This is a genomic window from Streptomyces sp. NPDC002536, from assembly GCF_053594995.1.
In genome coordinates, this window is sequence record NZ_JBSFWU010000003.1 from 84,266 (window position 1) to 96,758 (window position 12,493).

At 73.1% G+C, this 12,493-nt stretch carries 12 protein-coding genes; 5 read left to right on the forward strand and 7 right to left on the reverse strand.

Going from position 1 to position 12,493, the window contains the following annotated elements; genetic code table 11:
- The first annotated feature begins 144 nt into the window (after positions 1 to 144).
- The 3 genes from ACWD4B_RS02165 to ACWD4B_RS02175 all read left to right on the forward strand — a co-directional run bounded on the left by ACWD4B_RS02165 (position 145) and on the right by ACWD4B_RS02175 (position 4,278).
- Positions 145 to 1,173: a radical SAM protein gene (locus ACWD4B_RS02165; protein WP_451419020.1), complete on the forward strand. Its 1,029-nt coding sequence runs from the start codon at positions 145 to 147 to the stop codon at positions 1,171 to 1,173.
- A gap of 248 nt (positions 1,174 to 1,421) precedes the next feature.
- Complete coding sequence (lanL, locus tag ACWD4B_RS02170; protein WP_451418961.1) at positions 1,422 to 4,187, forward strand: class IV lanthionine synthetase LanL; 2,766 nt, start codon at positions 1,422 to 1,424, stop codon at positions 4,185 to 4,187.
- 1 nt (position 4,188) lies between these two features.
- Positions 4,189 to 4,278: a hypothetical protein gene (locus ACWD4B_RS02175; RefSeq protein ID WP_336412250.1), complete on the forward strand. Its 90-nt coding sequence runs from the start codon at positions 4,189 to 4,191 to the stop codon at positions 4,276 to 4,278.
- A 66-nt stretch (positions 4,279 to 4,344) separates the two neighbouring features.
- Here the strand turns inward: ACWD4B_RS02175 and ACWD4B_RS02180 are convergent, their stop codons facing one another.
- From ACWD4B_RS02180 to ACWD4B_RS02195, 4 genes are read right to left on the reverse strand one after another with little or no spacing between them, the layout of a single operon-like run.
- The gene (locus ACWD4B_RS02180) at positions 4,345 to 5,484 is read right to left on the reverse strand and encodes an XdhC family protein (protein WP_451418962.1); all 1,140 of its coding nucleotides are present in this window, start codon (positions 5,482 to 5,484) and stop codon (positions 4,345 to 4,347) included.
- Positions 5,468 to 7,621: a xanthine dehydrogenase family protein molybdopterin-binding subunit gene (locus ACWD4B_RS02185; RefSeq protein WP_451418963.1), complete on the reverse strand. Its 2,154-nt coding sequence runs from the start codon at positions 7,619 to 7,621 to the stop codon at positions 5,468 to 5,470. The genes ACWD4B_RS02180 and ACWD4B_RS02185 overlap by 17 nt, the downstream gene beginning before the upstream one ends.
- Positions 7,618 to 8,619, reverse strand: coding sequence for an FAD binding domain-containing protein (locus tag ACWD4B_RS02190; protein ID WP_451418964.1), 1,002 nt, complete (start codon positions 8,617 to 8,619; stop codon positions 7,618 to 7,620). Before ACWD4B_RS02190 ends, ACWD4B_RS02185 begins: the two co-directional genes overlap by 4 nt.
- Entirely contained in the window at positions 8,616 to 9,152 is a 537-nt protein-coding gene (locus ACWD4B_RS02195; protein ID WP_451418965.1) for a (2Fe-2S)-binding protein, read from the reverse strand. The genes ACWD4B_RS02190 and ACWD4B_RS02195 overlap by 4 nt, the downstream gene beginning before the upstream one ends.
- Positions 9,153 to 9,320: 168 nt before the next feature.
- On the opposite strand from ACWD4B_RS02195, the gene ACWD4B_RS02200 reads away from it, so the two are divergent.
- The gene (locus ACWD4B_RS02200) at positions 9,321 to 9,935 is read left to right on the forward strand and encodes a TetR/AcrR family transcriptional regulator (RefSeq protein ID WP_451418966.1); all 615 of its coding nucleotides are present in this window, start codon (positions 9,321 to 9,323) and stop codon (positions 9,933 to 9,935) included.
- Positions 9,936 to 9,944: 9 nt separating this feature from the next.
- Here the strand turns inward: ACWD4B_RS02200 and ACWD4B_RS02205 are convergent, their stop codons facing one another.
- The 3 genes from ACWD4B_RS02205 to ACWD4B_RS02215 form a co-directional block, all read right to left on the reverse strand.
- Positions 9,945 to 11,036, reverse strand: a complete 1,092-nt coding sequence (locus ACWD4B_RS02205) for a response regulator (protein WP_451418967.1) — start codon at positions 11,034 to 11,036, stop codon at positions 9,945 to 9,947.
- Positions 11,029 to 11,259, reverse strand: a complete 231-nt coding sequence (locus tag ACWD4B_RS02210) for a hypothetical protein (RefSeq protein ID WP_451418968.1) — start codon at positions 11,257 to 11,259, stop codon at positions 11,029 to 11,031. The genes ACWD4B_RS02205 and ACWD4B_RS02210 overlap by 8 nt, the downstream gene beginning before the upstream one ends.
- Before the next feature lie 240 nt (positions 11,260 to 11,499).
- A complete protein-coding gene (locus tag ACWD4B_RS02215) occupies positions 11,500 to 11,973 on the reverse strand; it encodes a carboxymuconolactone decarboxylase family protein (protein ID WP_451418969.1) in 474 nt (157 codons plus the stop codon).
- Positions 11,974 to 12,167: 194 nt separating this feature from the next.
- Here ACWD4B_RS02215 and ACWD4B_RS02220 point away from each other — a divergent pair, with 194 nt between their 5' ends.
- On the forward strand, positions 12,168 to 12,458 hold the full coding sequence (locus ACWD4B_RS02220; RefSeq protein ID WP_451418970.1) for a hypothetical protein: 291 nt from the start codon (positions 12,168 to 12,170) through the stop codon (positions 12,456 to 12,458).
- The last annotated feature ends 35 nt before the right edge of the window (positions 12,459 to 12,493 follow it).

A 12,493-nucleotide genomic window follows, 5' to 3' on the forward strand; every position in this document is an offset into this window, starting at 1 on the left:
AACGGCGTGTAAATGGCAACTAGTCGTACCACGCCCGCAGTTGAGCGGTCCGCTCAACGGAACACGGCTTCGTCCGCCCGTCGTGGCAAAGCTACGGTGAACGTCGCTGCGCCAACGTCCCTCGCGGAAGGGGGTCCGGTGAACATGCAGAACGGTCCTGCGGGCGTCATCTGGGACATTACGTATGCGTGTCCGCTGCGATGTATGCACTGCTATTCGGAGTCCGGACGGCGGCCGTCCCGGCAGCCCTCGCACAGTGAGCTCCTTCGCATAGCCGATGCGCTGGCGTCCCTGCGCGCGCAGGAAGTCGCGATAGCCGGCGGCGAACCCCTGCTCGTGCGCGGCCTTTTCGAGATCATCGAGCGCTTCTCGCGCGAGGGCAGCCCCGTCGTGCTCTACACCAGCGGCTGGACCGTCGACGCGGCCCTGGCGGAGGAACTCCTCAGGACGGTCCACGGCGTCGCGGTGAGCCTGGACGGCGCGACGGCCGAGGTGCACGACCGGATCAGGGGTCGCGCGTTCTCCTTCGAGCGCGCCGTGAGGGCGCTGGAGCTGCTGGACGAGGCGTCCCGTGCGCTGAAGGCGCGGGGCGAGACGCCCGGTGTGTTCGGCGTCGAGGTCGCGGTCATGCGCAGCAACCACCATCAGGTCGAGGCGTTCTGCTCGGACATCGCCCCCAGGTTTCCCGAGATGCGGCACCTGGTCTTCGGCGTGACGATCCCCGCCGGCCTGGCCAGCCGCGAGGGCTTCGTCGACCACGAGCTCCTCGACGACGAGCAGGTGCGCCGGCTGTGCGACCCGGGGACGCTCGCGTTCCTCAAGGCCCTTGCCCCGGCGGGGCTGCGCGTCGCGGTCGAGGACAACCGGCGGGAGATGATGCACCCCGACTCCGTCGCGAAGGGAGAGCCCCTGCCCGTCATGCATGTGACCCCGGACGGTGACGTGCATGCCATGCCGATCTACGAGGGCAGCGTGGGCAACGTGCTCGACGAGTCCCCGCACGTGCTGTGGGAACGGGCGCTCGCCAGGAGGAGCGACCCCTTCGTCGTCGAGACGCTGGCTCCGGTGGTGACCATGCGGGACTGGGCGCAGGCCGTCCGCCGTATCGACCGTCACTTCGGCTCCGCCGAGGACCTCGCCAGGATCGGCCGCCGATCCGCCTTCCGCGCCTAGGGCGTCACCACGGCGCCCCGTAAGGGGCGCGGGGCGGTGACTCCCCCAGCTACCGCTGGGAGGTACCCCCAGCGGCTCCGCCGCGTGGGCGCGACCGGCCACCGACAGCCCGCAGCCGACGCATCACCCCAGGGGTCCGGGGCGATGCCCCGGGAACCTCGACTGCGGGCGCGTCGTGGCTGATCGCGCAGTTCCCCGCGCCCCTTACGGGGCACGAAGATCCGCCGGACAGGGAGACAGGCAGGCAGATGACCACCAGAAGCCGCACCGACGCGGACGGGGACGACGGCTCGCTCCTCGTGGACTGTGTCCGGTCCGTCCTCGCCCGGCACGCACCCGACGACTGGCAGGTCGCACCGGGGGAGTTCTGGTGCCAGGTCAGGCCGGCGGGCACGCCCACCCGGGTCCAGGGGTGGAAGCTGCACCTGTCCGCCACTCCCCTCTCCGCCGTACTGGTGCTGGCCCGGTCGGCCGAGGTGCTGGCCCGCCGCCGGTGCACGTTCAAGTTCGCCGCCACGCTCGGCCGCGTCGCCGAACTCACCTCCCGGCAGGCCGACCGCGGCGCGGGCGGCAAGTTCATCACCGTCTACCCGGAATGCGGCGACCGCGAACTGCGCGAACTGGCCAGCGAATTGGACCGGGCCACCCGGGGGCTGCCCGGCCCGGGCATCCTCTCGGACCGCCCGTACCGCCCCGGCAGCCTCGTGCACTACCGCTTCGGCGTGTACCGGGGCATCACCATGCTCGGCAACGAAGCGACATACGAGGCCATGCTGATGGCACCCGACGGCTCGCTCGTCCTGGACCGGCGCGCCGCATGGTTCTCCCCGCCGCCGTGGGCACCGCAGGACCCCTTCACCACAGAGCGCACCGCTCCCCCGGCGGCGGACGGTACGGCCCCCAAGCCGGTACGGCTCGACGACCGGTACGTCGTCGACGAGGTCGTCCGGCACGCGTTCACCGGCGGGGTGTACCGGGCGACGGACACGCGCACGGGCGCGCCCGTCATCGTCAAGCAGGCGCGGCCCCACACGGGCAACACCCTGGCCGGGCAGGACGCGCGCGACACGCGCCGGCACGAGGCCGCCATGCTGGAGCTGTTCGCGCCCTCCGGCCTCACTCCGCGCCCGGTCGCGCTCTTCGAGCAACAGGGCGATCTCTTTCTCGTCCAGGAGGCCGTGGCAGGTGTCACCCTCCGGCAGTGGGTCGCCCGGCACATCGCGCCGGACGACGGCGGAACCTGGGGCCTGCCCCCGGACACCGCCCGGGACCTCGCCGCCCGGCTGGTCGGCCTGGTGGAGCTCGTCCATCTCAAGGGCTTCGTCATCAGGGACTTCACTCCCAACAACGTCATGGTCACCGAGGCCCGCGAGCTCCGCCTGATCGACCTCGAACTGCTCGCCCGCCCCGGGGACCAGGTCCTGCGCGCGTACACGCCGGGCTACGCGGCGCCCGAGCAGGTGGACGCACCCGTGACCGGCCCTGCTCCCGGGCCGGCCGCTGATCTCCACGGCCTCGGTGCCACGCTCTTCCATCTCCTCACCGGCGCCGACCCGTTGCTCGCGCCGGACGATCCTCCTGTGCGCCCGGGCCGCCGGCGGATCGAGCACTGGCTGGGCCACGTGTGCCCGGGCAACCCCGCCGCGCGGGAGCTCGCCCCGGTCGTCCTCGATCTGCTGCACGAGGAGCCCGCCCGGCGCCCGGGCCCGGCCGATGTGCGGCGCGCCCTGACGTCCGGCCGCGGAACACCGGTGGCGGCCGCCCCGGCCGGTCTCAAGCAGCTGACCGACGACTCGCTCGACCACCTGCTCGCCACGATGGACCGCGACGCCGCGGACTGGCTCTGGGCGCCGCAGTCCTCCGGTATGAACGACGATCCCTTCACCGTCCAGAACGGTGCCGCCGGGATTCTCGGCGTCCTCGCCCGCGCCTGCCGCACCGCGCCGGACCCGGCCCTGCGCGAGGCCGTCGCCACGGCCGCCGACTGGATCGTGCAGCGCTGCGGCCGCGAGCCACGGGTGCTGCCGGGCCTGTACTTCGGCCGGTCCGGCACGGCGTGGGCCCTGCTCGACGCGGCCGAGGTCCTCGCCGACGGCGAACTGGCGGACCGCGCGGCCGAGCTGGCCCGCCGGGTCCCGGTCCGCTGGCCCAACCCGGACATCTGCCACGGTGCCGCCGGAGCGGGCATGACCCAGCTCCGCTTCTGGGAAGCCACCGACGCAGACGACTTCCTCGACCGGGCGCGCGAGGCCGCCGCCGCGGTGATGTCGGCGGCCGTCCGCCGCGACGGGTTCGTCCACTGGCAGATCCCACGGGACTGGCCGTCCGGCCTCGCAGGCCTCGTCCACCACGGCTTCGCCCACGGCATTGCGGGCATCGGCGCCTTCCTGCTCGCCGCGGGGCGCGCGACCGGCGACCCTGCCTGCCGCGGGACGGCGGACGCCGCGGCACGCACCCTCCTGGCGCAGGTCGAACTCGACGACGGCGCCGCCTACTGGACCTCCGGCCCTTCGTCCCGCGTCCGCAGGACCAACTGGTGCAGCGGCTCTTCGGGAATCGGCACCTTCCTGCTGCGTGCAGGGCAGGACAGCGGCGATCCCCGTCTGCAGGAAGACCTTCAGGAAGCCGCCGGACAGGCCGCGCTCGCCGTCCGCCGTTCGCGCTGGCACACCGCAACCGCCCAGTGCCACGGGCTGGCGGGCGACGGGGAGTTCCTTCTCGACCTCGCCGGGGCGAGCGGACAACAGCGCTACCGGCAGTGGGCCGAGGAACTCGCCGCCGCCGTCCAGGTGCGCCACACCCTGCGGGACGGGCGGATGCTCGCACCGGACGAGACCGGTCTCTCGGCCGGCCCCGCCTACGGCACCGGACTGGCCGGAGTCCTCGCCTTCCTGCTGCGTCTGCGCGACGGCGGCCCCCGCATGTGGCTGCCCCGAGTCCTCACCGGGCCGGACCGGCCCGGTGAGCACCACTGCGACCGGACACGAGAGGGGGTGACATGGGATGGAGCGTGACGTGACTGCTCTGCAGCTGCTGCTGGAGGAGGAGCCCGAGACGGGCTACTGGCCGTGCACAATGACGTCGTATGTGACGTCGCCGAAGTGAGGCCGGGTCGTGGTGTCTCTGCCGTCGGGGGGCGGCAGAGGCACCCGCATGCCGGAGTCCCGCCGCTCAGCCTGCGACCCGTGCCGGCGGGTCGGGGACGTGGTGGATCGCCGTGCGGGTCCCGGTGAGCGGGAGGCCCGTGGCGCCGTGCCGGGCGGCGACGATCTCCGCCGCGATGGACAGGGCCGTCTCCTGCGGTGTGCGGCCGCCCAGATCCAGGCCGATGGGGGCGCGCAGGCGTGCCAACTCGGCCTCGCCGACGCCCACTTCGCGCAGCCGGCGCACGCGGTCGCGATGGGTGCGGCGCGAGCCCATCGCGCCGACGAAGGCGACCGGCAGGCGCAGGGCGTCCCTCAGCAGCGGCACGTCGAACCTGGCGTCGTGGGTGAGGACGCACAGCACCGTGCGGGTGTCGACGGCGGTGTGGCGCAGGTAGCGGTGCGGCCAGTCGACCACGACGGCGTCCGCCTCGGGGAAGCGCGCCGCCGTGGCGAACACAGGGCGCGCGTCGCACACGGTGACGTGGTAGCCGAGGAACTTGCCGACCCGGACCAGCGCCGCCGTGAAGTCGACCGCCCCGAAGACGATCAGGCGCGGTGGTTCGAGGGACGGCTCGACCAGGAGCGTCACCCCGCCGGGGCAGTGCGCTCCGTCCTGCGACAGCTCGACGGTGCCGGTGCGGCCCGTACCGAGCAGCGCCCGCGCCTCGGCCACGGCGGTACGGTCCAGCTCGGGCCGGCCGCCGAGGCCGCCCTCGGAGGACCCGTCGGGCCGGACGAGCAGGATCCCGTCCAGGAGTTCGTCCGGGCCCCGGACGACCCGGGCCAGGGCCACCGCCTCGCCGTCGGCGGCAGCCGTGAGCGCCCGCGCGAGCACGGCCCGGCCCGGTGCGGCCACGGGGAACGGGGCGGCCACGACCTCAAGGGTGCCGCCGCAGGTCAGGCCCACCGCGAAGGCGTCCTCGTCGCTGTAGCCGAACCGCTCCCGGAGCACCGTCCCGTCCTGGAGCGCCCGGACGCACAGGTCGTACACCGCTGCTTCCACGCAGCCCCCGGAGACCGAGCCGACGGCCTCGCCGCGGCCGTCCACGGCCAGGGCGGCGCCGGGGCCGCGCGGGGCGCTGCCGCTCACGGCCACGACGGTGGCGACGGCGAAGTCCCGCCCTTCGGCGGCCCATCGGGCCAGTTCCTCAGCGATGTCCAGCACTGTCCTGCCCCTGCATCAGGACGCGGTCGGGCCGGATCGGCAGGTCCCGGTGGCGGACGCCGGTCGCGTGCCAGACGGCGTTGGCGACCGCCGCCGCGGACCCCACCGTGCCGATCTCGCCGATGCCCTTGATGCCCACCGGGTCGTCCGGGTCCGCGTCGTCCAGCCAGTCCACCTCGATGGCGGGCACGTCCGCGTGGGCCGCGATGTGATAGCCCGCGAGGTCGGCGTTGACCAGGCCGCCCGAGGCGGTGTCGCGGACGGCCTCCTCGTGCAGGGCCATGGACAGACCCCAGATCATGCCGCCGGTCAACTGGCTGCGGGCGGTGAGCGGGTTGACGATGCGGCCCGCGGCGAAGATGCCGAGCATGCGGCGTACGCGGATCTCGCCGCTGCCGGGATCCACGGCGACCTCGGCGAACTGGGCCCCGTACGCGTGCCGTTCGTACTCGGCGAGAGCCCGCACCGCCTGTTCCGTGTCGGAGCGCACGGTGATGCCGTCCGCCGGGATGTCCGCGCCGAGGGCGAGGCGCTCCCGCAGCTCGCGTGCCGCCAGTGTGACCGCCCAGCCCCAGGAGCGGGTGCCCATGGAGCCGCCGGCCAGCCACGCGTTGCCGAAGTCGCTGTCGCCGATGAGCACGTGCACCCGGTCCTGGCCCACTTCCAGTGCATCCGCGGCCAGTTGGGCCAGGGCGGTGCGCGCGCCCGTCCCGATGTCCGCCGCGGTGATGCGCACGGTGAAGCTGCCGTCCGCGCAGGCCGTCACGGCGGCGGTCGCCGGGAAGACGCCCGTGAAGAAGGTGGACGCGGCCGTGCCGGTGCCGACGAGCCAGCGGCCGTCGCGGCGGACGCCGGGCCGCGGATCGCGCTCGGCCCACCCGAACCGGCGGGATCCTTCGGTGAAGCAGTCGAGCAGGCGGCGCCCGGCGAAGGGCAGCCCGGAGACGGGGCCGGCGGCGGGCTCGTTGCGGGCACGCAGGACGATCGGGTCCAGGCCGCACCGCTCGGCCAGTTCGTCGAGCGCGCACTCCATGGCGAACGACCCGGGGGCCTCGCCCGGCGCGCGCATATAGGTCGGCGTGGGGACGTCGAGGCGCACCACGCTGTGGACCGTGCGGTGGCCGCTCGCGTCGTACATGGAACGCGCGTACGTGGCACTCGGTTCGACGAAATCGCGGACCGTGGAGGTGGCACTGAGCGCCGAGTGCTCCAGGGCTCGCAGCCGGCCGTCGGTGCCGGCGCCCAGCCGGACGCGCTGGGCGGTGGGGCTGCGGTGGCCGATGAGCGTGAACGTCTGGGTCCGGGTGAGCGCGATGCGGACGGGGCGTTCGAGCAGGGTCGTCGCCATGACGGCGAGGATGAGGTGCGGGCGGACCTGGGCCTTGCAGCCGAAGCCGCCGCCGACGTGCTCGGACCGCAGGTGCACCGAGGCGGGGTCGAGGCCGAAGAGCCGGGCGAGGTCCTGCGCCGTCGCGTAGGCGCCCTGGGTGGTGTCGACGACTTCGAGCCGGCCGGCGTCCCAGCGTGCCATGGCCGCGTGCGGCTCCATCGGGTTGTGGTGTTCCTCCGCGGTGGTGTACCGGGCGTCCACCACGACGTCGGAGGCGGCGAGTTCGGCCTCGACGTCGCCCTTGTCCGTGCGGGCCGGTCCCATGCCCGCCGCCTCCGGTGTGCAGGCGCCGGGGTGTTCGGGGCGGAAGTCCGCGTCGTGCGGTGCGGTGTCGTAGGTGACGACGAGCGTCTCCGCGGCTTCCCTGGCCTGTTCGGGGGTCTCGGCCACGACGCAGGCGACCGGCCAGCCCGCGTAGGGCACGCGGTCGTGCTGGAGGACCTGCGTGGTGGCGTCGGGTCCGAAGGTGCCGACGAAGTCCTCTTTCAGGCGGGGTGCGTTGTCGTGGTGCAGGACCGCGAGCACGCCGGGCATCTTCAGGGCGGCGATGTCGTCGACGGAACGGATGCGGCCGCGGGCCACCGTGGACACCACGATCCAGCCGTGGGCCAGTCCGTCGGCGGGGAAGTCGGCCGCGTAGCGGGCGGCGCCGGTGACCTTGTCGCGGCCTTCCCGGCGGACGTGCGGCGTGCCGACGGCCCGGGGCGCGAGTCCGGTGGTCGTTGCCGATGTCGTTGCCGTGGTCATCGGGCGGCCTCCTCGGCGAGTTCGGTCAGGACGCTGACGGCCAGGTTGCGCATGAGCGGCAGCTTGTAGGCGTTGTGCGGGAGGGGCCGGGCGGCGGCCAGTTCGGCGTCGGCGGCCGCCGCGAACGCCGCAGCCCCGGCCGGGCTCCCGGTCAGGACGCGCTCGGCCTGCCGGGCCCGCCACGGGCGGGAGGCGACCGCGCCGAAGGCGAGGCGCGCTTCGTGCACGATGCCGTCCCGTACGTCGAGGGCGGCGGCGAGCGAGCCGATGGCGAAGGCGTACGAGGCGCGCTCACGCACCTTGCGGTAGCGGGAGGCGGCGGCGATCGGTGCCGGTGGCAGGACGATGCCGGTGATCAGCGCGCCGGGCGGCAAGGCGGTCTCCGCCTGCGGGGTGCTTCCGACCGGCCGGTAGAACTCGGCGAGCGGTAACTCACCGGGCCCGTCCAGGGTTTCGTAGGCGACGACCGCGTCGAAGGCCGCCAGGGCCACCGCCATGTCGGAGGGGTGCACGGCCACGCAGTGCGGGGAGGCGCCGAGGACGGCATGGTTGCGGTGCTCGCCCGCGAGGGCGGCGCAGCCGCTGCCCGGGACGCGCTTGTTGCAGGGTGCGACGTCATCGGCTGCACCGGTGAAATAGCCGCAGCGGGTGCGCTGCAGCAGATTCCCGCCGACGGTGGCCATGTTGCGCAGCTGGCCCGAGGCACCGGCGAGGACGGCCTGCGCCAGGGCCGGGTAGTGGCTGCGCACGTGGGGATGTGCGGCCAGGTCGCTGTTGGTGACGGTCGCGCCGATGCGCAGGCCGCCGTCGGCGGTGGGCTCGATCCGGTCGAGGGGGAGGTCGCGCAGGTCGACGAGGAGCGCGGGCCGTTCGACACCGCTCTTCATCAGGTCGACGAGGTTGGTGCCGCCGCCGAGCGGGCGGGCGTCGGGTTCGGCCCCGAGCAGGGCGAGTGCACCGGCCATGTCGGTGGCGCGCTCGTAGCGGAACTCCCTCACTCCGACACCGCCTTGGCGGCCTGTGCGACGGCCCGGACGATCGCCGGGTACGCGCTGCAGCGGCACAGGTTGCCGCTCATCCGTTCCCGGATCTCGTCGTCGGTGAGGGCGGGCGGGCCCGCCTCGGGGCGGACGTCTGCGGTGACGGCGCTCGGCCAGCCGGCGGCGTGCTCCTGGAGGACCGCGAGGGCCGAGCAGATCTGGCCCGGGGTGCAGTAACCGCACTGATAGCCGTCGAGTTCGAGGAACGCCTCCTGCACCGGGTGCAGCCGGTCGCCGTCGGCGACGCCCTCGATGGTGGTGATCGCCCGTCCCTCGGCCGCGACCGCGAGCTGCAGGCAGGCGACGGTGCGACGGCCGTCGAGCAGCACGGTGCAGGCGCCGCACTGCCCTTGGTCGCAGCCCTTCTTGGTGCCGGTCAGGTCGAGGCGCTCGCGCAGGGCGTCGAGCAGGGTGGTGCGGTGGTCGGCGGTGAACGTGTGGGGTTTTCCGTTGACGTGCAAGGTGATGACGCTGGACGTCGAGGCGGTCATGAACGGCCCTTTTCAGCGTGAGGGGTTCGCACTGCGACAGCGATTGCTACTAGAGTGAACTCAAGCGGACGGTTGTCCGGAAAAATAGTCCGAGTCTCCGAAGTTAGCGGACAGCTGTCCGCTCAGCAAGGGCCGACGGCCCGGAACGAACCGAGGGCGAGGAAACAGGTGCGGACGAAGGCGGCACAGCACAACGACGAGCCCCTGCCCCGGCGTTCGGACGCCCGGCGCAACCGCGAGCGCATACTGGAAGCGGCCCTCGCCGAACTGACCCGCTCGCCCGCCGTGCCGCTCAGCACGATCGCGAGGAAGGCCGGTGTCGGGCAGGGCACCCTCTACCGCAACTTCCCCGACCGGGAGTCACTCATCCTCGAGGTCTACCGCTTCGAGGTGCAACAGGTTTTCGAGGCCGCCCGCCACCTGCTCGACACCCGGCCGCCCGAACAGGCCCTGCGCGAGTGGCTGGACCGCCTCGCCCAGTACGCGTCGGCCAAGGCGGGCCTGGCCGACGCGATGCGCGAAGCCACCCGCGCACCCGCCACGCCGGCGCGCTGGGGCCACACAACGGTCACGGCCGCCGTCGAACTCCTCCTGGAGGCCAACGAGACGGCCGGCACCATCCGCCCCGGGGTGACCCCCGACGACCTCCTGCTCGCCATCTCCGGGCTGTGGCACATCAGCACGCACGACGACGCGCACGAGCGCGCCCAGCGCCTCTTCGACCTCGTCACGGACGGGCTCCGGGCGGGCGCGCCGGGGGTCCGTCCGGACGGGGACGGGTGACGTTCGCCCCTACGGGGCGCTACGCCGCCGCTCCAGGTAAATACCGGTGAAAACCGCGACCTTGGCGCGCAGCACCCACGGGTCGATCGGTTTGCCGATGTAGTCGACGGCACCCGCGGCGTAGCCGCGGGCGGAGTGTTCGGGGTCCGCGCCCATGGCGGTGAGGAAGATGATGGGGACGTCCCGGTTGCGCGGGCGGCGTTTGATGTGGGCGGCGGTCTCGTAGCCGTCCATGTCCGGCATCTGGACGTCCATGATGATCACGGCGAAGTCGTCGTGGTCGAGCAGCGCCTTGAGCGCCTCCTGCCCGGAGGGGACCGCCACCAACTCCTGGTCGAGGGTGGACAGTACGGCGGTCATGGCCAGCAGGTTGTCCGACTGGTCGTCGACGATGAGGACCTTGGGCATGGCCTGCGGCGTCGCCGTCGGCAGGGCACCGGCCGTCTGCCGGGTCTGCTCGACGGCCGACAGCTGGCGCTCCAGCAGGGCGCACCGCTCCTCGGCCTCCTCGCGCTGCTTCTGCGCAGCGTGCAAGTCGGCCGACAGCCGGGCGACTTCGCCCTGGAGCACGTCGCGCTCGCGCAGGAGCTCGGTGACGTCGGGGTTGGCCGCAGCCAGGCGGTCGGCCCGCTCCCGCTCCGCGCTCCACTCCGCTTCGAGCTGGCTCAGGCGGACCTCCAGGTCCGCGATGCGGTGCTTGCGGTCCAGCAGGGCGTCACCCAGCGCGTCGCCGCGTGCGGTGGAGCGCCGCGAGACCCGGTCGGCTTCTGCGAGTTGCCGCTCGAGAACCTCGACCGCGTGGCGCGGGGCGGCACCGGTCTCGACGGCGGCCCGGTGCAGGCGGCGGACGAGCTCGACGGCCTCCGGAGTGGCGGCCGTGCCGCGGTGCTCGGCAACGTCGGTGAGCAGGTCCATCACCACTTCCCACGGAGGGACGCGGGTGCCGCCCAGATAGCGGGAGAAGGTCCCGGCATCGCGGACCCGCCGTGCCGCGTACCGGCGCACCGACACCTCAAGGCCCTCGAACAGCTCCCGCAGCGCCAACGCCAACGCCCGGGATTCCGGCGTGAGTTCCTGAGCCAACGGCCTGAGCTCACCCATGGTCGTCCCCCGACGGCTGCAACCGGGGTTCATCGCCGGCGCGGTCGGGAGCGATCACCCGGTTGATCACCGGCAGGGCGCCGCCCGCCGCGGCGAACCCGCACAGCGCACAGCGCGCCGCCCCGTCCCCCGCGAGTGCCGACAGCAGACCCACTGCCGCTCCGGCCAGCACGGCGAGTAACAGCACCAGTGTCGCTCTCGTCGACAGCAGCGAACGGTCCATGGCTCCTCTTTCATCACCTGGTCGAACTGGGGTCGGAACAGCGCCCCAGGCCGGTCGCCAGAAGGTGAGCCACAGGATGGTGGGGAGCGAAGGCGTTGCGCCAGGCGAGTGACCAATCGGCAACATCGGCTGCCGTTTCCGCTCCCCACGCGTGGTGTTGGCAGGCGTTGCGCGGGTCGGACGGCGGGTGCGGCAACGCGGTCCCGGGGCTGCCGCAGGCAGCCCCGCAGACACGCGTCGTTATGCGAACTGGCCGGGCCGGTAGTCGCCGGCGGGCTGCTGGACGATGACGTTCAGCCGGTTGTAGGCGTTGATGAGGGCGATCAGGGACACCAGGGCGATGAGCTGCTCCTCGTCGTAGTGCTTGGCGGCGTTCGCCCATGCCTCGTCCGTGACCCCGCCGGCCGCGTCGGCGATGCGGGTGCCCTGCTCCGTCAGCTCCAGCGCCGCGCGCTCGGCGTCGGTGAAGACGGTGGCCTCCCTCCACGCCGCGACCAGGTGGAGGCGCGTCGAGGTCTCACCGGCCGCGGCGGCCTCCTTGGTGTGCATGTCGAGGCAGAAACCGCAGCCGTTGATCTGGCTGGCACGGATCTTCACGAGCTCCTGCGTCGCGGCCGGCAGGGCGGAGTCCGCGACTGCCTTGCCTGCCGAGTTGAGGCCCTTCACGACCTTGCCGGTGGCCGGGCTGGCGAAGACGTTCAGACGGGCGTTCATGGTGTGCTCCTTTGTGGAGGTCGTCGGCTGCACAACCAGGACGGAGCGAGCCCGGCGCGCTGTGACATGGATGAATGTGACCTGCGTCTCCCCTGCTCGGCCGGTGTCTCAGGCCGGCAGGTTCCGGTGGGGAGCTGCGGGATCGACCGACGCGGCCCGCATGGCCCGGGCGACCGCCGTCTACGGGCGGCCTGGTGGCCGGACTCGCCCTCACCGGAGCCCTGTTCGGGGCCGTTCCGTCCGCTCAGGCCGCCACTGCGGGGGCCCCGAACCTCAACTGCGTGAACGAGTACATCGGGTTCAACAACGGTCAGCCCTTCTACCACGTCCAGTGCGGCGTCATCGGACAGGCGACCTGGTACGCCAACGCCGCCTGCTCGGACGGCAGCTTCCCGAACGCCGGTCCCATGACCAACTTCCGCGAGGTGTGGGTGTACTGCCCGGCGGGCACCGAGGTGAAGCGGGGCTGGGTCACCAGCTACTGACGCGCCTGGTGCCTCACGCAGTACGACGGTGTCCG

Bases quoted from the DNA above. Each gene is read 5' to 3' on its own strand.
- ACWD4B_RS02205 (WP_451418967.1), bottom strand. From the start codon at position 11,036: ATGGGTGAGCTCAGGCCGTTGGCTCAGGAACTCACGCCGGAATCCCGG.
- ACWD4B_RS02195 (WP_451418965.1), bottom strand. From the start codon at position 9,152: ATGACCGCCTCGACGTCCAGCGTCATCACCTTGCACGTCAACGGAAAA.
- ACWD4B_RS02185 (WP_451418963.1), bottom strand. From the start codon at position 7,621: ATGACCACGGCAACGACATCGGCAACGACCACCGGACTCGCGCCCCGG.
- lanL (WP_451418961.1), top strand. From the start codon at position 1,422: ATGACCACCAGAAGCCGCACCGACGCGGACGGGGACGACGGCTCGCTC.
- ACWD4B_RS02215 (WP_451418969.1), bottom strand. From the start codon at position 11,973: ATGAACGCCCGTCTGAACGTCTTCGCCAGCCCGGCCACCGGCAAGGTC.
- ACWD4B_RS02165 (WP_451419020.1), top strand. From the start codon at position 145: ATGCAGAACGGTCCTGCGGGCGTCATCTGGGACATTACGTATGCGTGT.
- ACWD4B_RS02210 (WP_451418968.1), bottom strand. From the start codon at position 11,259: ATGGACCGTTCGCTGCTGTCGACGAGAGCGACACTGGTGCTGTTACTC.